At 65.7% G+C, this 21,244-nt stretch carries 24 protein-coding genes and 1 pseudogene; 17 read left to right on the top strand and 8 right to left on the bottom strand.

Features of this window, described 5'->3' with window-relative positions:
• Window positions 1–456: a DUF350 domain-containing protein gene (locus A5724_RS05645; protein ID WP_067797540.1), complete on the top strand. Its 456-nt coding sequence runs from the start codon at window positions 1–3 to the stop codon at window positions 454–456.
• Here A5724_RS05645 and A5724_RS33620 read toward each other — a convergent pair.
• Window positions 453–590 (bottom strand): hypothetical protein, encoded by a 138-nt coding sequence (locus A5724_RS33620; protein ID WP_156752148.1) that lies wholly within the window; start codon window positions 588–590, stop codon window positions 453–455. The genes A5724_RS05645 and A5724_RS33620 overlap by 4 nt on opposite strands.
• A gap of 77 nt (window positions 591–667) precedes the next feature.
• Here A5724_RS33620 and A5724_RS05640 point away from each other — a divergent pair, with 77 nt between their 5' ends.
• Together A5724_RS05640 and A5724_RS05635 are read left to right on the top strand one after the other, a co-directional pair.
• Complete coding sequence (locus tag A5724_RS05640; RefSeq protein ID WP_067797570.1) at window positions 668–1,120, top strand: hypothetical protein; 453 nt, start codon at window positions 668–670, stop codon at window positions 1,118–1,120.
• Window positions 1,114–1,359, top strand: a complete 246-nt coding sequence (locus tag A5724_RS05635; RefSeq protein ID WP_232004718.1) for a fibronectin-binding protein — start codon at window positions 1,114–1,116, stop codon at window positions 1,357–1,359. The genes A5724_RS05640 and A5724_RS05635 overlap by 7 nt, the downstream gene beginning before the upstream one ends.
• Here the strand turns inward: A5724_RS05635 and hsaB are convergent.
• From hsaB to hsaA, 4 genes are read right to left on the bottom strand one after another with little or no spacing between them, the layout of a single operon-like run.
• On the bottom strand, window positions 1,356–1,922 hold the full coding sequence (hsaB, locus tag A5724_RS05630; protein WP_067797537.1) for a 3-hydroxy-9,10-secoandrosta-1,3,5(10)-triene-9,17-dione monooxygenase reductase subunit: 567 nt from the start codon (window positions 1,920–1,922) through the stop codon (window positions 1,356–1,358). The genes A5724_RS05635 and hsaB overlap by 4 nt on opposite strands.
• The gene (hsaC, locus tag A5724_RS05625) at window positions 1,922–2,821 is read right to left on the bottom strand and encodes an iron-dependent extradiol dioxygenase HsaC (protein WP_067797534.1); all 900 of its coding nucleotides are present in this window, start codon (window positions 2,819–2,821) and stop codon (window positions 1,922–1,924) included. Before hsaC ends, hsaB begins: the two co-directional genes overlap by 1 nt.
• Complete coding sequence (hsaD, locus tag A5724_RS05620; protein WP_067797532.1) at window positions 2,818–3,708, bottom strand: 4,5:9,10-diseco-3-hydroxy-5,9,17-trioxoandrosta-1(10),2-diene-4-oate hydrolase; 891 nt, start codon at window positions 3,706–3,708, stop codon at window positions 2,818–2,820. The genes hsaC and hsaD overlap by 4 nt, the downstream gene beginning before the upstream one ends.
• Entirely contained in the window at window positions 3,708–4,892 is a 1,185-nt protein-coding gene (gene hsaA / locus A5724_RS05615; RefSeq protein ID WP_067797529.1) for a 3-hydroxy-9,10-secoandrosta-1,3,5(10)-triene-9,17-dione monooxygenase oxygenase subunit, read from the bottom strand. The genes hsaD and hsaA overlap by 1 nt, the downstream gene beginning before the upstream one ends.
• A 146-nt stretch (window positions 4,893–5,038) precedes the next feature.
• On the opposite strand from hsaA, the gene A5724_RS05610 reads away from it, so the two are divergent.
• From A5724_RS05610 to A5724_RS05600, 3 genes are read left to right on the top strand one after another with little or no spacing between them, the layout of a single operon-like run.
• Window positions 5,039–6,097 carry a ferredoxin--NADP reductase gene (locus A5724_RS05610; RefSeq protein WP_067797526.1) on the top strand — a complete coding sequence of 353 codons (1,059 nt, stop codon included), beginning with the start codon at window positions 5,039–5,041 and terminating at the stop codon, window positions 6,095–6,097.
• Between the two features lie 41 nt (window positions 6,098–6,138).
• Complete coding sequence (locus A5724_RS05605) at window positions 6,139–6,684, top strand: hypothetical protein (RefSeq protein ID WP_082964880.1); 546 nt, start codon at window positions 6,139–6,141, stop codon at window positions 6,682–6,684.
• Complete coding sequence (locus tag A5724_RS05600) at window positions 6,660–7,070, top strand: J domain-containing protein (protein ID WP_369830607.1); 411 nt, start codon at window positions 6,660–6,662, stop codon at window positions 7,068–7,070. The genes A5724_RS05605 and A5724_RS05600 overlap by 25 nt, the downstream gene beginning before the upstream one ends.
• On the opposite strand, the gene A5724_RS05595 is transcribed toward A5724_RS05600, so the two are convergent.
• Entirely contained in the window at window positions 7,045–7,644 is a 600-nt protein-coding gene (locus A5724_RS05595) for a carboxymuconolactone decarboxylase family protein (RefSeq protein WP_082964879.1), read from the bottom strand. The genes A5724_RS05600 and A5724_RS05595 overlap by 26 nt on opposite strands.
• Before the next feature lie 104 nt (window positions 7,645–7,748).
• Between A5724_RS05595 and A5724_RS35005 the strand changes: the two genes are divergently transcribed.
• From A5724_RS35005 to A5724_RS34390, 4 genes are all read left to right on the top strand, one after another.
• Window positions 7,749–8,291 (top strand): LysR family transcriptional regulator, encoded by a 543-nt coding sequence (locus A5724_RS35005; RefSeq protein ID WP_304528349.1) that lies wholly within the window; start codon window positions 7,749–7,751, stop codon window positions 8,289–8,291.
• Window positions 8,285–8,683, top strand: a complete 399-nt coding sequence (locus A5724_RS34395) for a hypothetical protein (RefSeq protein WP_232004717.1) — start codon at window positions 8,285–8,287, stop codon at window positions 8,681–8,683. The genes A5724_RS35005 and A5724_RS34395 overlap by 7 nt, the downstream gene beginning before the upstream one ends.
• Before the next feature lie 81 nt (window positions 8,684–8,764).
• On the top strand, window positions 8,765–9,742 hold the full coding sequence (locus A5724_RS05585) for an MmgE/PrpD family protein (protein ID WP_232004716.1): 978 nt from the start codon (window positions 8,765–8,767) through the stop codon (window positions 9,740–9,742).
• Window positions 9,743–9,754: 12 nt separating this feature from the next.
• Window positions 9,755–10,171, top strand: a complete 417-nt coding sequence (locus A5724_RS34390) for an MmgE/PrpD family protein (RefSeq protein WP_232004715.1) — start codon at window positions 9,755–9,757, stop codon at window positions 10,169–10,171.
• A gap of 22 nt (window positions 10,172–10,193) precedes the next feature.
• On the opposite strand, the gene A5724_RS05580 is transcribed toward A5724_RS34390, so the two are convergent.
• Window positions 10,194–12,305 (bottom strand): acyl-CoA dehydrogenase, encoded by a 2,112-nt coding sequence (locus A5724_RS05580; RefSeq protein WP_067797520.1) that lies wholly within the window; start codon window positions 12,303–12,305, stop codon window positions 10,194–10,196.
• Between the two features lie 270 nt (window positions 12,306–12,575).
• Here A5724_RS05580 and kstR point away from each other — a divergent pair, with 270 nt between their 5' ends.
• Together kstR and otsB are read left to right on the top strand one after the other, a co-directional pair.
• Window positions 12,576–13,181, top strand: a complete 606-nt coding sequence (gene kstR / locus A5724_RS05575; RefSeq protein ID WP_192724394.1) for a cholesterol catabolism transcriptional regulator KstR — start codon at window positions 12,576–12,578, stop codon at window positions 13,179–13,181.
• A 3-nt stretch (window positions 13,182–13,184) separates the two neighbouring features.
• Entirely contained in the window at window positions 13,185–15,722 is a 2,538-nt protein-coding gene (otsB, locus tag A5724_RS05570) for a trehalose-phosphatase (RefSeq protein ID WP_067797517.1), read from the top strand.
• Here the strand turns inward: otsB and A5724_RS05565 are convergent.
• Window positions 15,719–16,819 carry a LacI family DNA-binding transcriptional regulator gene (locus A5724_RS05565; RefSeq protein ID WP_067797514.1) on the bottom strand — a complete coding sequence of 367 codons (1,101 nt, stop codon included), beginning with the start codon at window positions 16,817–16,819 and terminating at the stop codon, window positions 15,719–15,721. The two genes, otsB and A5724_RS05565, sit on opposite strands and share 4 nt — an antisense overlap.
• A 92-nt stretch (window positions 16,820–16,911) precedes the next feature.
• Between A5724_RS05565 and A5724_RS05560 the strand changes: the two genes are divergently transcribed.
• The 5 genes and pseudogenes from A5724_RS05560 (at window position 16,912) to A5724_RS35080 (ending at window position 21,175) form a co-directional block, all read left to right on the top strand.
• Window positions 16,912–17,826 carry a metal ABC transporter solute-binding protein, Zn/Mn family gene (locus A5724_RS05560; RefSeq protein WP_067797511.1) on the top strand — a complete coding sequence of 305 codons (915 nt, stop codon included), beginning with the start codon at window positions 16,912–16,914 and terminating at the stop codon, window positions 17,824–17,826.
• A gap of 9 nt (window positions 17,827–17,835) precedes the next feature.
• A complete protein-coding gene (locus tag A5724_RS05555; RefSeq protein ID WP_067797508.1) occupies window positions 17,836–18,651 on the top strand; it encodes a metal ABC transporter ATP-binding protein in 816 nt (271 codons plus the stop codon).
• On the top strand, window positions 18,644–19,510 hold the full coding sequence (locus A5724_RS05550; protein WP_067797505.1) for a metal ABC transporter permease: 867 nt from the start codon (window positions 18,644–18,646) through the stop codon (window positions 19,508–19,510). The genes A5724_RS05555 and A5724_RS05550 overlap by 8 nt, the downstream gene beginning before the upstream one ends.
• Window positions 19,511–19,550: 40 nt before the next feature.
• Window positions 19,551–20,665, top strand: a pseudogene (locus tag A5724_RS35085) (AMP-binding protein); the annotation flags it as partial.
• 45 nt (window positions 20,666–20,710) lie between these two features.
• Window positions 20,711–21,175 (top strand): hypothetical protein, encoded by a 465-nt coding sequence (locus tag A5724_RS35080; protein ID WP_369830608.1) that lies wholly within the window; start codon window positions 20,711–20,713, stop codon window positions 21,173–21,175.
• Window positions 21,176–21,244 lie beyond the last annotated feature (69 nt).

Below are 21,244 nucleotides of genomic sequence, written 5' to 3'. Positions count from 1 at the left end.
ATGACGACCACCGTGCTGGCGCTCGAGTCGGAATTCTGGAACACCGTCGGCCGGGGTGTCGGCGCGATGTGGCTGTACGCCGCGGTCGGGCTGGTGTTGATGGTGATCGGGTTCTACGCGATCGACGTGGCCACCCCCGGTCCTCTGCGCCAGATGGTCAAGCAGGGCAAGCCGAATGCCGTGATCATCTCGGCGGCCGGCATCATCAGCATGGCGTTCATCGTGGTAGTAGCGATCTACGGGTCCGGCGGCAGGCTGGCGGAGGGGTTGATCTCCACCGCGGTGTTCGGCCTTGTCGGCATCGCCGCGCAGGTGGTGATGATGCGGGTTGCGACAATGGTTCTCGGCGTCGAGATGTCGGCAAACCTGCATGCTGACGAATTCCACCACCCAATCCTGATGGTGGCGGCCGCACAGTTCGCCTTCGGCTTGGTGGTGGCGGTCGCGATCCTCTAGAGGTTGAAGCCGCTTTCCTGGCCGGGTCGCGGTTGATTGCGTGGCCGCCGAAAGATCCGCCACCACACCACGAAGCCAAGCGCAATCATGTCGACCACGACGAATGCGATGATGATCAACACAATGCTGCCCACAGGCAAAGGTTACGTCTGTCGACCGGCCCGCATACAGTAAAAACGTGAAGCTCAAGCGTGGGGATCGGTTCGCGCGGATGTCCGCGGCGGTGGACAATCTCGAGCTACCCCCCGCAGTCTTCAAGACCTGCCCGTGGCAACCCCGCGAAATCGTCGCGACCGGACTGCGGCAGTGGCTGCGCTGCTGCGCACCCGCACTGTGGGACAACCAGATGATCGGCATGCCGTCGCGCGCCGTCGACGAGGCGTGGCACGGGCTGATTCTGTGCACGGCACGCTATTCGGCATTCTGCGAAGCCGCCTACGGCAGATTCCTGCACCATCATCCCGACGGTGGCGCACCGGCATCCGTGACTGTCGACCCGGTCGAGGAACAACTCGGCAGAACCGTCGTGGCGTGGACGTTGGTCGCGCAGCCAGGCGAGGAATGTGTGCTGTGGGATCTGGACGCGCGGCTGGGACTGGACGAACCGTGGGGCGTTGACGCCGCCCGCGTGGCAGAGATCCAAAGTAGGGTGGCCTCGTGCTGAAGAAGGCGTTCGGTGTTGCGGTCGCAATGGCGACGGCCACGTTGCTCGCCGCGCCCGCGCATGCCGATTCCGGCGACAACCCATGCGAGTTCGCGATCAACTATTTCTGCAAGTTCCTGCCGATCGCTCCCGACCTGGAGGGCGACGTCGACCTGACCCAGCAGGAGCCCGTCGACCCGAACGCCCCGCCGCCCGATTCTCTGCCAGTGGCCGATCCGTGTGCGGCGGGCTGTATCTAGAGCCAGGTGTCGTCGGTGGTGGCGGTGAGGAACGCCTCGAGGTCGTCACGCCACTGCGCGGGAGTGGTCTTGTCCGGTTCGATGCCGGTGTACTCGCCGCGGTAGAACAGCAGCGGCCGCGGTTTCTTGTGCGGCACATCGGACAGCGAGTGCACCGCGCCGAACACCACGTAGTGGTCGCCGCCGTCGTGTACGGAATGCACAGTGCAGTCGATGTGCGCCAACGTTCCTTCGATGATCGGCGAGCCGAGTTTCGAGGGGTTCCAGTCGAGTCCGTCGAACTTGTCCGGCTCCTTGGACCCGAATCGTGCCGAGACGTCCTTCTGCTTCTCGTGGAGAACGTTGACGCAGAAGTGTCCGCTGGCCTCGATGGCCTGCCATGACCGGGAGACCTTGGTGGGGCAGAACAACACCAGCGGCGGATCCAACGACAGCGCGGCGAACGACTGACAAGCGAAACCGATCGGCGCACCGTCGTGCATGGTGGTGATCACCGTGATACCTGTGCAGAATTGGCCGAGCACATTGCGGAATGTGCGCGGATCCAGTGGTTCCTTGGTCACTACTTGAAGCCGACGCTGAAGTCGTGACCCCAAAGACTGACCGCGGTGCTCTCCCGGGCAACCCAGTGGTCGTCTTCGACTTCGAGTCCCTCGCAACCGAATTCGATGTCGAAGCCGCCGGGGGTCTTCATGTAGAAGGACAGCATTTTGTCGTTGACATGCCTGCCGAGCGTGGCCGACATCGGCACTTTGCGGCGCAGCGCGCGGTCAAGGCACAGCCCGACATCGTCGGCGCTCTCCACCTCGACCATGAGATGCACGACCCCGCTTGGGGTTTCACCCGGCATGAACGCCAGGCTGTGATGGCGCGGGTTGACGCCGAAGAACCGCAACCATGCGGACGGCCCGTCGGCGGGTCTGCCAACCAGTTGCGGGGGCAGTCGCATGGAGTCACGAAGGCGGAAGCCCAACACGTCGCGGTAGAAGTGCAGCGACTCGACGTCGTCTCTGGTGGTGAGCACCACGTGCCCGAGACCTTGCTCCTCAGTGACGAACTTGTGTCCGTAGGGACTGACCACCCGCCGATGCTCCAGCGCGGCGCCGTGAAACACCTCGAGGCAGTTGCCCGACGGATCCTGGAAGCGGATCATCTCGTCGACACGGCGGTCGGCCAAGTCCGCTGCGGTCGCCTCCTTGTACGGCGTGCCTTCCAGGTCTAGTCGGTTGCGGATGTCCTGCAGCCCTTCGGCATTCGCGCATTCCCAACCTGACTCGAGCAGTCGGTCACTCTCGCCGGGAACGATCACCAGCCGTGCGGGGAACTCGTCCATCCGCAGGTAGAGCGCACCCTCGGTGGCCCCCTTGCCCTCGACCATGCCGAGGACCTTCAGCCCGTACTCGCGCCAGGCCGCGACATCGGTCGACTCGATCCGCAGATAACCCAACGACCGGATGCTCATGACTGGCCTCCCAAGAAATCGATCGTCAGCTTGTTGAACTCGTCGAACTTCTCCAACTGCGCCCAGTGCCCGCACTGCCCGAACACGTGCAGTTGCACTCGCGGAATCTGCTTGAGTGCCACCAGCGCCCCGTCGAGCGGGTTGACGCGGTCCTCCCGGCCCCAGATCAGAAGTACCCGTTGGCGCAGCTTGTACACCTCGCGCCACATCATGCCGAGTTCGAAGTCGGGGCCCGCGAACGACTTTCCCATCGCCCGAGTGGCGGCCAGCGACTCCGGTGTGCTGGCGATGGCGAAGCGTTCGTCGATCAACTCCGGCGTGATCAGCTTCTGGTCGTACACCATGATGCGCAGGAACGCCTCGAGGTTCTCCCGGGTCGGCTCGTAGGAGAACTTGCCGAGCAGCCTGACGCCCTCGGTGGGGTCGGGTGCGAACAAGTTCACCGACAACCCGCCGGGGCCCATCAGCACCAGCCGGCCCGCACGGTCGGGGTTGTCGAGCGCGAATCGGACCGCCGTGCCGCCGCCCAACGAATTACCCACCAGCGCAGCACGTTCGAGGCCGAGATGGTCGAACAGGTCCAGCAGTGCGGTGGCGCTGTAGCGGTTGTACTGCTCGTGCTCGGTGTGCTTGTCGGAATGACCGTAGCCTGGCTGGTCGACCGCGAGCACGTGGAAGTGCCGCGCGAGCACGCCGATGTTGCGGCCGAAGTTGGACCAACTCGACGCGCCGGGCCCGCCGCCGTGCAGCAGTACGATCGTCGGACCGCTGCCCACGCCGGCTTCGTGATAGTGCAGCCGCATGTCCTCGCGCACCTGCGCAAAGCGGGACGTCGACTCGAAGGTGAGCTCTTGCTGTTGAGCGGTTTCGGCGGCGAACGACGTCATCAGACCATCGTGTCCTGCGGGGGCAGGCCGAACTCGTTGTTGCCGAAGATCAGGTACGCGCGTTCGGGATCGTTGGCGGCGTGCACCCGGCCGGCGTGTGCATCGCGCCAGAACCGCTGCACCGGAGCGTCGTTGTTCAACGCGGTGGCGCCGGACGCCTCGAACAGCCGATCGATCGAAGCGATGGCGCGGCCGGTGGCGCGCACCTGGTCGCGGCGTGCACGGGCGCGCAGTTCGAACGGAATCTCCTTGTCCGCCTTCAGCAGTGCGTACTCGTCGCCGACATTGCCGATCAGCTGACGCCACGCGGCGTCGATGTCGCTGGCGGCTTCGGCGATGCGCACCTTCGCGAACGGGTCATCCTTGGCCTTCTCACCGGCGAACGCGGCGCGCACCCGCTTACCCTGGTGCTCCACGTGAGCGTCGTAGGCGCCATACGCCATGCCGACGATCGGAGCCGAGATGGTGGTCGGATGCACTGTGCCCCACGGCATCTTGTACACCGGCGCGGTGTTGGTCTGCAGACCGCCTGCGGTGCGGTCGTTCATCGACTTGTAGGACAGGAACCGGTGCCGGGGCACGAACACGTCCTTGACCACGATGGTGTTGCTGCCAGTGCCTCGCAGGCCGACCACGTGCCACACGTCGTCGATGCGGTATTCGGTGCGCGGGATCAGGAAGCTGCCGAAGTCGACCGGCCTGCCGTCCTTGATGACAGGGCCGCCGAGGAAGGCCCACGTGGCGTGGTCACAACCCGACGACCAGTTCCACGAGCCGTTGACGAGGTAGCCGCCGTCGACCACGGTGCCAGCACCCATCGGCGCATAGGACGAGGAGATGCGTACCGACGGATCCTGGCCCCACACCTCTTCCTGGGCTTGCTGGTCGAACAGCGCCAGATGCCAGTTGTGCACGCCGATGATCGAGCTGACCCAGCCGGTCGAACCGCATGCCGTGGCGATGCGACGCACCGCTTCGTAGAACACCGTCGGGTCGCATTGCAAGCCGCCCCACTGTTCGGGCTGCAGCAGCTTGAAGAAGCCCACCTCGTCGAGTTCGGCCACGGTTTCGTCGGGCAGCCGTCGCAGGTCTTCGGTGGCCTGGGCGCGCTTGGCGATCAGCGGTAACAGGTCCTCAATGCCGGCTAGGACCGACTGCACGTCACCCTGTTCAATGGACGTCACTGGATTTGCCTCCCGACAGTAGGGCTTCAACAGAGATTAGAACACGTTACGATTTGTGTCGAGCAGGGTATTCCTGCAGCGGCTGGACCTGGGCACATGCATTTCTGTAACCTGTTCTAGTTATCGCTTACAGGAAGGGCGCGCAAGTGACTGACGAGCCGCTCGGTAGCCACGTGCTCGAGCTGCAGGTGGCCGGCGTCGTCGAGGAGACCTCTGACGCGCGGTCGCTGGTGTTCACCGTGCCCGACGGGGTCGAGATTCCGGCCGATCGACTGAACTACTCACCCGGGCAATTCCTCACGCTGCGGGTGCCCAGCGAGCGCACCGGTTCGGTGGCCCGCTGCTATTCGCTGTGCAGTTCGCCGTTCACCGGCGACCCGATGACGGTGACGGTCAAACGGACCGTCGACGGGTACGCCTCGAACTGGCTGTGCGACCACGCTCACACGGGGATGAAGATCCACGTGTTGGCTCCGTCCGGCACGTTCGTGCCCAAGACGCTCGATCAGGATTTTCTGCTGCTGGCCGCCGGTAGCGGCATCACCCCGATGATGGCGATCTGCAAGTCCGCGCTCGCCGAGGGCAGCGGCAAGGTGGTACTGATCTACGCCAACGAAGACGAGAACTCAGTGATCTTCGCGAGTGCGCTGCGAGAACTGACGGCGAAGTATCCCGATCGGCTCACGGTCGTGCACTGGTTGGTGTCCGTGCAGGGACTGCCGAACGCGGCGGCATTGGCAGGACTGACCGCGCCGTACATCGGCCGCGACGCCTACATATGCGGGCCCGGCCCGTTCATGGCCGCCGCCGAAGAGGCGCTGAAGAACTCAGGGGCACCCACGGACAAGATCCACATCGAGGTGTTCAAGTCGCTGGATTCCGACCCGTTCGCAGCCGTGGTCATCTCCGAGGACGACAGCGACGAGGGACCCGCGACCGCGATCGTCACGCTCGACGGTGAACGCCACGAGGTGCGTTGGCCGCGGAACGCGAAGCTGCTGGACGTGCTGCTGGACAAGGGTCTCGACGCACCGTTCTCCTGCCGCGAGGGCCATTGCGGCGCGTGCGCGGTGCTCAAGAAGAGCGGCGAGGTCGAGATGGAAGTCAACGATGTGCTCGAGCAACAGGATCTCGATGAGGGTTTGATCCTCGGCTGCCAGGCGCATCCACGGTCGGATTCCGTCGAAGTCACCTACGACGAATAAGCGCGGACTACGATTCGCCGCACCGACCGGAGGGAAGCAACGTGACGAAGCGGTTGAGCAGTCTTGTCGGGTCGCTCTGCGCGGGCGTGATGACGCTTGCGGTGTGGACGCCGGCGGTTTCGTCGGCGGCATCCAACAATGGGGACTCCTCCATCCCGCTGCCAGACGGCACCACTTTGGAGATGCACACCACGCTGAACTGTCCACTGCCCGACAAACAGTGCTACTTCACGACGCAAGCGCAGCGACGCGATGGCGAGGCCGTCGAAGGATTCCCCGGTGACCTGTGGGCACGACAGACGACCACGATCCGCTCGATGAACAAGTACAACTACCTAGAGACCCAGGTAGTCGCCGAGAACACCAGGGTCTTCAAGGCGGGCGGGACCCGTGAGATCACCACGATCTACTTCGGCGGCGGCCCGCCTGAGAAGTACTTCATCACCGGCCAGATTCAACCCACCGACTGGCACACCGGCCAGCCGATGCTAACCGCCGATGTGATCACCTGCGCCCATATCCAAGTCGTCTACGCGGGCGTGAACATCACCTCGCCGGACGCGTGCTCGCAAACCACGTTCAGCTAGCACGTTTCGACTGCGTCAATAATCGGGTAATCCCAAACATTCGTGCGTCCAGCCGAATTGGGAGGGAGTGCCGCGTGCTGCGCCAGCGATTCCATCCCTACGCCGTCCTGGGTGTGCCGCGAACGGCAACCCCCGAGGCGATCACCACCGCGTACCGAAGACGAGTCCGAGCGCTTCACCCGGACACGAGAACCGCACCGCAATCGACGGAGAAGCAACTACGGCAGGTCCTGGCCGCCTATGCGCAGCTGCGGGACCCCGCGCGCCGGGCACGCTATGACCGCACCGTCCAACGGGCGAAGTCGATCAACACGTCCAGTTCGGCTGGGACAGTGCGCATCCTGGGTGTCACCCTGAAATTCAATGCCAGGCCGCTTTCAGAGTGAGCTGATCTTCAGCCGTCAGGCAGGGACTCGTCGAACGCGTTGAGCGCGTGACAGCCACCATGGAGAAGCATCCGACGACGAACACGATCTCTGCGGTACCCAGTTCACTGAACTCAGAGACCGCCGCCCGGTACGTCGTTTCGGACAGCAACCCGCCTCGATTGAGGGCCGCAGCCATGTCGTATGCGACCGCTTCGGCGCGGCTCGAGTCAGAAGGCCGCTCGCCGGCGGCAACTGTTGCGATCGTGCGCTCGGAGAGTCCCGCCCGCCGGCCGAAGTACTCGTGTCCATGCATCTCGTAGCGGGCACCAAACTTCGCCGCCGTCACGAGGATGACCAACTGATGGACAGCTGGTGGTAGCACGCTGTGCTCCCACAACGATCTGTTGAAAGCCCACGCATGCCGTCCAAACGCCGGAAAATGAAGCCACCCGTTGAAGGGACCGATCAACGCACCGTCTTGGCGTCGCGCGATCAGCTCACCGAAGTTCTCCTCGATCACGTCGGCCATGTCGTCATAGAGATCTCGCTGTTCTGCGCTGAGTTGCTCGGGAACTATCGGATTCAAACGCATACCCGGGAGCCAAGCCCACCTGAAGGCGTTGGTCCACGACTTGTCGACGACGACTGGTAGGGCATTCTTCGCATTGCAGCTGAGACGACAAATAAGCTCGGCCCATGGAACTGCGGCAGCTGCGCTACTTCGTCGCCGTGGCCGAAGAATTGCACTACGGCAGAGCCGCGGAGCGACTGCACATCTCGGGTCCCGCCCTGTCCCAACAAATCATCGCGTTGGAACGCGAACTGAGCGCTGAGTTGTTTGTCCGAGATCGGCGCAGCGTGGCGCTGACCGAGGCGGGCCGGTCCCTGCTCGACGATGCGCGCAGGATGCTTGCGCTGGCTGAGGACGCCCGTCAGCGCCTCCATCGCACCGCGGCGGAGACGACACCGCTTCGGATCGGTTACGTCAGTTGGTTACCCGACGACATCGCTGCTCTGCTGGGCCGACGGCACCGGTGCGAGTCGATGAGTGGGTGCTGCCCTCGCATGCCCAGGCCGACCGCGTCGCCGAAGGCAGCCTCGATCTCGCAGTGGCATGGGTGGACCAGCGTGAGGCCGAAACACGCGGGCTCGCAGTTCATCTCGTCCGAGCGGAGCCTCTGCACGCCGTCCGGCTCGGTTCAGCGACACACGTGCCTGCGGCGGGCGTCACCGTGTTGACCGATCCGGGCGGCCCGACGTGGTCATCGTGGAACCGATTCGCCCAGGAGTTCGCCGTCGATACGGGCGCTCGCGTCGTCTCTGTCGAGGATGGCGGCATCACCGGTGACGCGTTCTACGCGCATGTGCGACGACTTCGGGTGCCGGTACTCGAGTCGCCGAAGCGGCACACATCGGCGATGCCGCCGCGGCTGGCGCAATGCGAGGTCACCGATCCGGTTCCGCTGTGGACGTGGTCACTGCTGCACCGGGCACACGACGACCGCCCCGCCGTCGCGCACGTCGTCGAGTCCGTGATCGCGTTCGCTGAAAGCAGCAACTGGCGCACTGCTCCAGCCGGTGCCTGGTGGGTCCCTGCGAGCGATCCGCACCGCACCACCCTGGGTTCGTAGAACTGCGGTACGAAGTTCCACCGACCACAGGTAAGCAGTTGGTCGTGGCGGCGCGGTTCTGCTGGCGGTTGACTAAAAGTCATGACAGACAAGCACATTGTGGACCGTCTGGGCCAGTGGGTGGTCGACGCGGCTGCGGCAGACATCGACGACAACTCCATGCAGCTGCTCAAGCGCAACGTGCTCGACAGCGTCGCATGCGCAATAGGCGCACTCGATGGAGAACTGATCGGTCCGATCCGCGCAGACGCCGAGGAATTCAGTGGTCGCCCCAGCGCGACCCTCATCGGCGGCGGGCGCGCATCGGTGGATCAGGCTGCATTCTTCAACGCCGTGCTGGTGCGCTATCCCGATCTGCTCGACACATTCTTGACACCCGGCGGCCTCTGCCGCCCGGCAGACAACTTCGGCGCTGTCTTCGCGGTGGCCGAGCACGTCGGCGCCAGTGGTCTGGACTTTCTGCTTGCCCTCGCGGTCGCCTATGAGATCCAATGCCGGTTCAGCGATCAGGTTCCCGTCATGACCCGCGGACTGAATCACGCTCTGCAACTAGCGATGTCGGCATCCGCCGGATCGGCCAAATTGCTCGGCCTCGACGCCGCACAGACCGCGTCTGCCATCGCCGCGTCCACCGTGGACAATGTGTCGCTGGCCGCCGTACATGCCGAACCGGTTTCGAACTGGAAGGGCATCTCGCCGGCGATCACCGGCATGCGGGCGGTGTACATCACGTCGCTGGCTGCCCGCGGAATCACCGGCCCCCGAGCGCTCTTCGACGGCCCGAACGGACTCGAGCTGCTCTTCGACCAGGGTATCGACATGCGCACCGACGATCGGTCCCTGACCGCGGTCGAGCGAACCTACCTCAAGCAATATTGCTCACTGATTCACGGCCAGGCCATCATCGATGCGACGCTGGCGATCCGCGATGAGTATCAAATCAGTGGCCGCGACGTCGCCTCGGCGACACTCGAAGTGTTTCAGGGTGCCTACGACTTCGCCGGGGGCGGCAGCTATGGCGACAAGGAGCATCCGTCCACCAAGGAGCAGGGCGACTAGAACCTGAAATATTTGACCGCTGTCGCCCTCCTTGACGGGCAGGTCGGACCCGAACAAATCGAGACCGAACGCGTCAACCGCAGCGACGTGCAGCACCTGCTGTCGCGGGTCGACGTCAAGCCCGCACCGGATCTCACGGCGGCCTATCCCGACCGGACCGCTGCCCGGGTCCATGTCGTCACCCGAGACGGTCGGACGCTGTCACGCGAGCAGTCGGACTTCGAAGGATCGCCGACTCGACCGATGTCTTGGGACAGGGTGGTCGACAAGTTCGACTGGCTCGCCGAGCCGTTCGCAGACGATGGGTTGCGAGCCGACATCGTCGCAGCCGTCGCCAACCTCGAACACATCGCCGTCTCGGAACTGGCGGAGTTGCTTGCGGCGGTGAGTCCGACGGCTGAGCGGCAGCGCACGAGGGGTCGACTGTGAGGACTGCTCAGCTCGCGTGCGGCTAGCGCGGCAGCCCCAACAGTCGCTCGCCGGCCATGGTCAACAGGATCTGCTCGGTACCGCCTGCGATGGTCAGGCAGCGGGTGTTGAGGAAGTCGTGCACTTCCTTGTTCTCCACAATGCCGGCGCCCGCGGACAGGTCCATGCGGAACTCGGAGAGCTCCTGCCGGTACCGCACGCCAATCAGCTTGCGGGCGCTGGCTTGTGGGCCGGGGTCCTGCCCGCCGAGGATCAACTGCGCGATCCGCTGATCCAGCAGAGAGCCCACCTGCGCGGACCGAATCAGTTCGCCGAGCCGGTCGGCGACGGCAGGGTCGACGTCGAGGTCGGCGACCGTGCGGAGCAGTTCCTCCATCGGGTTGCCCAGCGCAGTGCCGTGCGCCATCGCGACGCGTTCGTTGGCCAATGTGGTGCGCGCTAACCGCCAGCCGTCATTGACCTGCCCGACCACCATCTCGTCGGGCACGAACACCTCGTCGAAGAACACCTCGTTGAACAAGTTGTCACCGGTGATCTCGCGCAGCGGACGGATGTCGATGCCGGGTGAGGACATGTCGATCAGGAAGTAGGTGATGCCCTTGTGCTTGGGCGCATCGGGATCGGTGCGCGCCAGGCACACACCGAACTGTGCCCAGTCCGCCCTCGACGTCCACACCTTCTGCCCGGTGAGCTTCCAACCCCCCTCGGCCCGAACGGCTTTCATCCGCAGCGACGCCAGATCCGAGCCGGCGCCCGGCTCACTGAACAACTGACACCAGAACAGCTCACCGGTCAGCGTGGGCGGCACGAAGCGCTCGATCTGCTCGGGGCTGCCGTGCTCGAGGATCGTCGGCGCGGCCCACCACCCGATCACCAGATCCGGCCGCACCACACCGGCTTTGGCCATCTCCTGGTCGATCAGCAACTGCTCGGCCGGGCTGGCTTCCCGGCCGTACGGTCGCGGCCAGTGCGGCGCCAGCAGCCCGGACTCCGCGAGCGCCGCCTGACGCTTCTCAGCGGGCAGCGCCGCGATTCGCGCTACCGCCGAAGCGATTTCGGGCTGCAGGTCGGCCACCGAGTCCAAATCGATGTGCAGATCGCGGCGCACGCCCTCACTCGTCAACGCGGCCACCCGTCGCAACCAACGCGGCAATCCGCCCAGGAACTGCGAAATCCCGTACGCGCGACGCAGATACAGATGTGCATCGTGTTCGAACGTGATCCCGATACCGCCGAGCACCTGGATGCAGTCCTTGGCGTTCGCTTTGGCCGCCTCGATCGCGGTGGCCGCCGCCACCGCCGCAGCGATCGACAGTTGGCTGCCATCGGAATTCGCGACCGCGGCCGCGGCGTCCCTGGCGGCCACCGAAATCTGTTCGGAGCGCAGCAGCATCTCCGCGCACATGTGCTTGATCGCTTGAAAGCTGCCGATCGGCTTGCCGAACTGCTCGCGCACCTTCGCGTACTCGGTCGCGGTCTGCAGCGTCCAACGGGCCACCCCCGCGGCCTCGGCGGCCAGCATTGTCGCGGCCAGATCCGTCACCCGCTGCGCGTCGACGTCCAACACGTCCGCGGCCGCCGACTCGAGCACCACCCGCGCCAGCGGACGGGAGAAATCGGTGGCCTTCACCGGTTCGATCGTCACGCCGGCCGCGGTCGCGTCGACGAGCAACCACTCGTTCCCCGCGGGAAGGATCAGCACCCCGGCCGCGTCGGCACCGAGCACGTAGTCGGCGGTGCCGGTGGCCTGACCGTCGCCGTAGCGCACATCGGCCGTCAATGCGACACCCGCCGTCCGCTCGCCAGAGGCAAGCGCCTCGAGCAGCTTGGCATGCGGTTCGCCGAGCACCAGCGTGGCCAGCGCGGTGGTGGCAACCGGACCGGGCACCATCGCGGCGGCGGCCTCGTCGACCATCGCGCACAGGTCTTCTGCGGTGCCGTCCGCGCCGCCGTGCGCCTCTGGCAGCGCTACGCCGAAGATCCCTAGTTCGGCCAGGCCGCGGTAGGAGATGTGCCACGCATCGGCCCTGCCCCCCTCGACGTCACGCACGGCCTGGACGGTGGCGGTGCTGGCCGCCCAGCTACGCACCAGGTCGCGCGCAGCAAACTGCTCGTCTGTGATGGTGGCCGACAACGTGACTCCTACCGTTTGGGTGAGAAGGCCGTGCTTCTCACTAGAACGTGTTCTAATAGTGCCAGCGTTCGACCGTCAAGTCGACCGCCATTGAGGCAGCACACGCCGGTGTCGTCGGTGTGCTGAGGGAAGAAAATGCAGTCCTGGATGCGTATCGTTTTCATGAGCACGCACGATGAAGGAGTAGCCGACCACATGTCTGGGATGTCGCAGCCGGCACAGCCCGCGCAGGGTTCGGGGTCGGATTCGCGGCCGCGCCAGGTGATGAACGTGGCCGTACTGGCGGAGTCCGAGCTCGGGTCAGAGGCCCAGCGGGAGCGCCGCAAGCGCATCCTGGACGCCACGTTGGCCATCGCCTCGAAGGGCGGTTACGAGGCGGTTCAAATGCGTGCGGTCGCGGAACGGGCGGATGTCGCCGTCGGCACGCTGTACCGCTATTTCCCGTCGAAGGTGCACCTGCTGGTGTCCGCGCTCGGCAGGGAATTCGAGCGCATCGACGCCAAGACCGACCGTGCCGCGCTGTCCGGCGGCACGCCGTACCAGCGGCTGAACCTGATGGTCGGCAAGCTGAACCGGGCGATGCAACGCAACCCGCTGCTGACCGAGGCCATGACCCGCGCGTTCGTGTTCGCCGACGCGTCCGCTGCCGGTGAAGTCGATCACGTCGGCAAGCTGATGGACTCCATGTTCGCCCGCGCGATGAGCGACGGCGAGCCGACCGAGGACCAGTACCACATCGCACGCGTCATCTCGGACGTCTGGTTGTCCAACCTGCTGGCCTGGCTTACCCGGCGGGCGTCGGCGACCGACGTCAGCAAGCGACTGGATCTGGCCGTGCGTCTTCTCATCGGCGACGGCGAGCACCCTAAGATCTAGCGGGTGGCTTCACCGCTACCTGTCGAACTGCAACGCGCGCTGGGCACCGTCGCGCGGGTGCCGCGGCTGTTGGTGGCCTGCGACTACGACGGCACCATGGCGCCGATCGTCGCCAACCCGGATGACGCCCGCCCCCTGACTGAGTCGGCGGCCGCACTTCGTGCGCTGGCCGCGCTCCCGTCGACGACGGCCGCGTTGATCTCGGGTCGCGCGCTGCGCGACCTTGCAACGCTGTCGCGGATGCCCGCCGAAGTCCATCTGGTCGGCAGCCACGGGTCGGAGTTCGACACCGGGTTCGTGCACGCCATCGACGATTCGGCCAAGGCGCTGTTGGGCAAGATCAAGGACGCCCTCGGCGCGATCGCGGGCGAGTACCCCGGTGTCACAGTCGAGATCAAGCCGGCCAGCGTCGCGCTGCACGTCCGCAACGCCGACCCCGACGACGCCAGAGAGGCCCTGGACAAGGCGCAGTCCGCCGCGATGCACTGGGACGCCCAGGTGACCACCGGCAAGGCGGTGCTGGAGTTCGCCGTCATACAGACCGACAAGGGGCAGGCGCTGGACATCCTGCGCCACCAGGAGGCGGCGTCGGCGGCGGTGTTCATCGGCGACGACGTCACCGACGAGAAGGCCTTCCATCGACTGCACGGTCCCGACGTCGGCATCAAGGTGGGCGACGGTGAGACGCTTGCCGACCACCGCGTCGAATCCCCGGAAGACGTTGCGGCCGTGCTGGAATGCCTGCTCGACGCGCGCCGCACCTGGCTGCTCGGCGGCCACAGCACGCCGATCGAGCGGTTGACGATGCTGTCCAACTCGCGCACGGTCGCGCTGCTGACACCCGACGCCGACGTGGTGTGGATGTGCCATCCGCAGGCCGACTCCGCCGCTGTGTTCTCCCGTCTGCTCGGTGACGCCACCTCGGGCCACTTCTCGATCGGTCCGCAGCGCGAGGCGCTGCCGCTGTCGCAGCGCTACGTCACCGGTACGATGACGGTCGAAACCCGTTGGGCGAGTCTCCTTGTCACCGATTACCTGTCACACGACGTCGGCGCGGGACGCACCGACCTGATCCGGGTGATCAGCGGACAGGCCAGGGCGGTGGTGGAATTCGCACCGCGCCCGGAGTTCGCACAGGCGCCCGTTCATCTGCAGGCGGACGCGGAGGGACTACGCGTATTCGCCACCAACGACCCCATGGTGTTGCGCTCGCCTGGGGTCGAGTGGGAGATCGTCCCGGATGGTGTGCACCAGACGGCGTGCGCCGTCGTCGACCCGTCGCAGGGCCCGGTGGTGCTGGAACTGCGGTGCGGCACCGAAGACCTGACGGAAAGCCCGGTCGACGCCGACTCGCGCCGTGCGCGTGCCGAAAGTCACTGGAGCGACTGGGTTTCCACACTCACCCTGCCGTCGATCAAGCCGGAGTTGATGAAGCGCTCGGCGCTCACGCTGCGCGGGTTGGTGCACGCCGACACCGGCGCGATCATGGCGGCGGCCACCACGTCGCTGCCTGAGGAGATCGGTGGGGTGCGCAACTGGGACTACCGCTACTGCTGGATTCGCGACGCCGCAATGACCGCATCGGCATTGGTGTCCCTCGGGTCGACCGGGGAAGCCGAAGGGTACCTGCGCTGGTTGCACGGGGTGATCGAAACCATGCACGGACCCGAGCGTCTGCATCCGCTCTACGCATTGTCCGGCGCAATACTGGGCCCCGAGGCGGTGATCGACTCGCTGCCCGGCTATGCGGGCTCACGTCCGGTGCGGGTCGGCAACGCCGCCAACGTGCAGGTGCAGTTGGACGTGTTCGGCCCTGTGGTCCAACTGATTTCGGATCTCTGTCATCGCCGGGTGGCCGACGGCGTGCCGAACCCGTTGACCGACGCGGACTGGAACCTGGTCAGCGAGATGGTGTTCGCCGTCGAAAGCCGATGGATGGAACCCGACAACGGGATCTGGGAGATCCGCGGCAAACCCCGCCACCACGTCTACTCGAAGGTGATGTGCTGGTTGACCGTGGACCGCGCGTTGAAGCTGGCTACGGAATTCGGGCGTGAGGCGCCGTCCGGATGGGCGGCGCTACGTGATGAGATCGCCGCGCAAGTGCTCGAGCGAGGCTGGAACGACGAGGTGAAGTCGTTCACCGCCGCCTACGACGGCACCGACCTCGATGCGGCCACACTGCATATCGGGTTGTCGGGGTTGATCGACCCGTCGGATGAGCGGTTTGCGGCCACTGTTGTTGCGACCGAGGCTGAATTGCGCAGTGGCGCAACCGTTTACCGGTACCGCCGGGACGACTGCCTGCCCGGTACCGAGGGCGGGTTCCATCTGTGCGCCGCATGGCTGCTCGAGGCTTACCTGCTGGTCGACCAGCGTTCGCAGGCCGAGGCGCTGTTCGACAGGCTGGTCGCCGCGGCGGGGCCGACGGGGCTGTTGTCCGAGGAGTACGACCCGGTCGCCGAGCGCGCCCTCGGCAATCATCCGCAGGCCTACAGCCACATCGGCCTACTGCGCTGCGCGCAACTGCTGGACGGCTAGGCGGGCGGACCCGACGTGCGACCGCGCACCACTTCGGTCTCCAACACGTCCATCACCGGCAGGCCGTCACGCGGCGGATTGTGCAGTAGCCGTCCGGCACGTCGGCCCTTTTCCATGCTGGGCTGGACGACGGTGGTCAGGCCGCGGCGCAGCGCCTCGGGGATGCCGTCGAATCCGGTCACCGTCATCTGGCCGGGCACGTAGATCCCCCGCGCCCGCAGATAGTCCATCGCCGAGATGGCGAGCACGTCGGCGGTACACATCAAGGCGGTGACGCGCGGGTTGGCCTCGAGCGCGACCTCGGCGGCCGCGCCGCCCGACGTCGGCAGGTGCTCGTAGCTTTCGACCACAGTCAGCGACGAGGGATCCAGACCCGCATCGGTCATCGCGTCGTAGACGCCGTGGATACGCTCGCGCTGGACGTGGAAATGCGGCGTCTGCACCCGCTCGGGGTCCGCCACCGCCGGGCGGGGGCCGCCGTGCGGCCAATCCCGTCCCAACCGCATGGTCAGCAGCGCGATCTCCTGATGCCCAAGGCCTAGAACGTATTCGGCGAGCTGTCGCATCGACCCCCGATCGTCGATGGAAATCCGCGACGTGCCGGGCACGTCCTTCGGCTGATCCACGACGACGACCGGCAGATGCCGCTGCTGCACCACCGACAAATACGGGTCGTCGTCGGAGGCCGAGTACACCACGAACCCGTCTACACCGGCCGCCAGTACCGCCGCCGACCCCTCGCTGACGCTTCGGTTCGGCCCGATGGCCACCAGGAGCAGGCCCTGCCCGGCCTCCTCGCACGATTCGGCAAGACCGGCAACGAAATCCAGGGCGGCGGGATCGGAGAACGAATAGTTCAGCGGTTCGGTGATCATCAAGCCGACCGCGCCTGCCTTGCGGGTGCGCAGCGAGCGGGCGACCGGATCCGGACCGGGGTAGCCCAACCGCTTGGCGGTGGCCAATACGCGTTCGCGAAGATCGGACGACAGTTGATCCGGTCGGTTGTAGGCGTTGGAGATCGTGGTGCGCGAGACTTTGAGCTCGGCGGCCAACGAGGCCAGCGTCGCACGCCGTCTTGGCGTGGGGCTCCTCGACATGCTCCCTGAGGTTAGTGGATCAAGTTGGTAAACCCCCTCATCGGTGCGCTAGAGTAATTGGAAACGGTTTTCATTTGTATTAGGAGTGTGCGATGCGCGCGATCACGGCAGCGGTGACTCTGGCGGTGAGCACCGCCCTGATCGGCGGGATGACCGGCTGCAGCCAGGGCAACAAGGCCGCCTCGGATCATCGGCCGTCGGTGGTCGCGTCGACGAATGTCTGGGGCAGCGTGGCAAGCGCCATCGCGGGCGACCACGCGTCGGTGAAAGCGATCATCTCCAACCCCGCGGACGACCCGCACTCGTTCGAGGTCACCCCTGCCGACGCCGCTTCGATCGCCGACGCCTCCCTGGTGGTGTACAACGGCGGCGGCTACGACCACTGGGTCGACGACGTGTTGGCCACCCACAAGGACGTAGAGGTCGTGGACGCGTACTCGCTGCTGTCCGCCTCCGCGCCGCGGCCTGCCAACGAGCATGTGTTCTACGACCTGGAGACCGCCAAGGAGGTCGCCAAACAAATCGCCGCGAAGCTGTCACAGGTCGACGGCTCACACGCCGACGACTACAACGGCAACGCCGACCAGTTCTCCCAGCAGGCCGACATGATCGCCGCCGCCGAGCGTGCCATCGGCGCCTCCCATCCCGGCTCGTCCGTGGTGGCGACGGAACCCGTCGCGCACTACCTGCTGACCAACTCCGGGATCGTCGACAAGACACCGGAGGGCTTCACCAAGGCGATCGAAGCCGACACCGACCCGTCGCCCGCCGACCTGGCCGCGCTGCTCGACTTGATCAAGAACCGCCAGGTGTCGGCCTTGGTGTACAACTCGCAGACCCAGACCAACGTCACCGAACAGATTCAGGCCGCCGCCCAACAAGCCTCGGTGCCGATCATCACGGTGACCGAGACCCTGCCCGCCGGCGTCGACTTCCTGACCTGGCAACGGCAGACCGTGGACCAGCTGGCCAACCAGTTGGACAAAGCAGCACAGAGCAACCGCTAAGTTCTCAGTGTGGCTGCTGACGTCGTCGCCGAATTGACCGGCGCCTGCCTGAAATTCGGCGATCGCGTGTTGTGGAACCATCTGGACCTGACTGTGCGCGCCGGCGAGTTCGTCGCTGTGTTGGGACCCAACGGCACCGGCAAGACGTCGCTTTTCAAGGTGCTGCTTGGCCAACTAGCCCTCAGCGCGGGCAGCGTCACCGTGACGGGGCAACCGGTGCGCACCGGCAGCGAGCGGATCGGTTACGTCCCGCAGCACCGGGCGGTGGAACGCGGACTTTCGATGCGCGGCCAGGATCTCGTCGGCCTGGGCTACGACGGACATCGGTGGGGCGTGGCCAGCGTGCGGCGCACCGAAAGGGCGGCCAAACGCGTCGCGGTACAGCAGGCGCTCAAACAGGTCAACGGAATGCACTTGGCCGCAGAGCCGGTCGGCGTGATGTCCGGCGGCGAGATGCAACGGGTCCGGATCGCGCAGGCGCTGGCGACCGATCCTGTGCTGCTGCTGTGCGACGAACCGCTGCTGAACCTCGACCCCGCCAACGCCCGCTTGGTGTCCGGGCTGATCGATCGGCGCCGCCGCGAAGCGGATACCGCGGTGCTGTTCGTCACTCACGAGGTCAATCCGGTTCTGCCGTATGTGGATCGGGTGTTGTATCTGGTGGACGGCAGGTTCCGGATCGGCGCCGTAGAAGAGGTGATGACGTCGGCGACGCTGTCCGAGTTGTACCGCGCCGACATCCAGGTGGTTAAGGTGGGCGGGCGCTACGTGGTGGTCGGCCAGGATGACCACTCGGGCCACGCGAGCGGACACGAGCATGACTGACCGGCTCACCGACATGTTGTCGAAGATGTTCTCGTTCGACGTCACGGCCGATCTGCTCGGCCGTGATTTCGTCCAGCAGGCGCTGTTGGCCGCCGCGCTGCTGGCGCTGGTGTCTGGCTTGATCGGGCCGTTCATCGTGATGCGGCAGATGTCGTTCGCCGTGCACGGGTCGAGTGAATTGTCGCTCACCGGAGCATCTTTCGCGTTGCTGGCCGGTTTCAACGTCGGCTTCGGCGCGCTACTGGGCTGCGGGTTGGCCGCGGTGTTGTTCGGCATTCTGGGGCAGCGGGCGCAACAGCGTGATTCGGCGATCGGTGTGGTGCTGGCGTTCGGACTCGGCCTCGCGGTGTTGTTCATCCACCTCTACCCCGGCCGCACCGGTACCAGTTTCGCGCTGCTGACCGGTCAGATCGTCGGGGTCGGCTACTCCGGTCTGGCGTTGTTGAGCGTCGTCGTAGTGCTCGTCGTCGCCGTGCTGGCGGTGTCCTACCGGCCCTTGTTGTTCGCCACCGTCGATCCGGAAGTTGCTGCCGGACGCGGCCTTCCGGTGCGTGCATTGGGAATCGTGTTCGCCGCACTGGTCGGTGTGACGGCAGCGCAGGGTGTGCAGATCGTCGGCGCCCTGCTGGTGATGTCGTTGTTGATCACCCCGGCGGCGGCCGCGGTGCGGGTGTTCGCCTCGCCAGCCGCGACGATCATTGCCTCCGTGGTGTTTGCCGAGATCTCGGCGGTGGGCGGGATCCTGTTGTCGTTGGCGCCCGGTGTGCCGGTATCGGTGTTCGTCACGACCATATCGTTCGCAATCTTCTTGGTGTGCTGGGCGATCGGGAACCGCCACCGCGAGCGCGCGTCGGCCTGAACTGCCTCGAACCGGGAGCGCGAAACGTACGCTTCTGGTGATGGAGGCGCTGATCGCATCACACTGGATTCCCGACGGCAGTGGTCCACTCCTGCTCGACGGTGTCACCGTGGGCGGCCGGTTGCGGGAGGTCGCGGCGCAGGTGCCTGACCGCGTCGCCCTCGTCGAGGGACTGCCAAAACCGAGCCGCCGCGAGTGGACCTACGCGCAGTTGCTCGCCGATGCGGAACGTTGCGCGCGTTGGCTGTTGCAACACTTCCGGACCGGCGAGCACATCGCGGTGTGGGCGCACAACCTGCCCGAGTGGGTGATCGTCGAGTACGGCGCCGCGCTGGCCGGCCTGACACTGGTGACCGTGAACCCGAGCCTGCAACCCGAGGAGGTCAAGTACATCCTGGGGCAGTCGCAGGCGGCGGGGCTGCTGCACGTGGACGAGGTCAGAGGCAATCCGCTGACCGCGCATGTCAAGGTCATCCGCCCGGATGTGCCGGCCCTGCGTGAAGTGTTCCTGCTCGACCAACTCGACGAGCTGACCGAGAACGCGCCCGAGGTGGTGACGCTGCCTGCCGTTGACGAGAACCACCCCGCCCAGATCCAGTACACGAGCGGCACCACGGGTTCCCCAAAGGGGTGATGCTCCCGCACCGCGCGATCGTCAACAACGCCCGGCTGTGGGTGGATCGGGTCGAGATACTCGACGGCGTCGGCATGCTGTTGCCGATGCCGCTCTTCCACACCGGCGGGTGCGTGATGGGCGTGCTGGGAGCGCTGGACCGCCGCGCGAAGCTGGTATTGATGCCCATATTCGACCCCGGTGCGTTCCTCGAGCTGATCGAGTTGGAGCGGCCGTGGTATGCCGGCGGCGTCCCGACGATGATCATCGCCGCCATGGAGCACAAGGACATCTCGCGTCGTGACCTGTCGTCGTTGCACTCGGTCGTGTCGGGCGGTTCTCAGGTACCGGAGGCGCTCGTCAAGCGCGTCGAAAGCACGCTAGGAGTCGACTTCACCATCGTCTATGGCCAGACCGAGTGTTCTCCCGTGCTGACCAACACGTTTCCGTCCGACAGTGCCGCCGACAAGGGCTCGACAGTGGGAAAAGCACTGCCGCACACCGAAATCCGCATCGTCGATCCGGCGTCGCGGGAGACGGTGCCCATCGGCTGTCCTGGAGAGCTATGGGCCCGAGGCTATTTCACGATGCTCGGCTACTTCAACATGCCCGAGGTGACCGCCAAGACGTTGACCTCCGACGGTTGGGTGCAGACCGGCGATCTGGCCGTGATGGACGAGCGCGGTTACTGCCGAATCGTCGGCCGATGCAAGGACATGATCATCCGCGGAGGCGAGAATCTCTTTTCCGCCGAGATAGAAGAGGTCCTCTACCGTCATTCCGCCGTCGCGGAGGTGGCTGTGGTCGGGTTACCCGACGATCGCTGGGGTGAGGTGGTTGGCGCGTTCATTCGGCCACACGATCCCGCCGCGCCGCCGACCGTCGCCGAGTTGCATTCCCACGTGCGGGCACACATCTCACCGCAGAAGACCCCGACGAAGTGGTACGCCGTCGACGGCTTCCCGCTCACCGGATCCGGCAAGATCCAGAAGTTCGCCATCCGCGAGGCGTGGGAGAAGGGCGCACACGACGGCGCCGAACTCGCCGACTAGACGGTATGGGGGCTGACTCGAGGCCGAAGGCCTCGGGCTGCAATCGGACGTGGGTTGCCTTGGGCGGGT

Source organism: Mycobacterium sp. ACS1612 (assembly GCF_001667505.1).
In the GTDB taxonomy this organism is placed as follows: Bacteria; Actinomycetota; Actinomycetes; order Mycobacteriales; family Mycobacteriaceae; genus Mycobacterium.
This window is presented reverse-complemented; position numbering and strand designations above follow the sequence as displayed.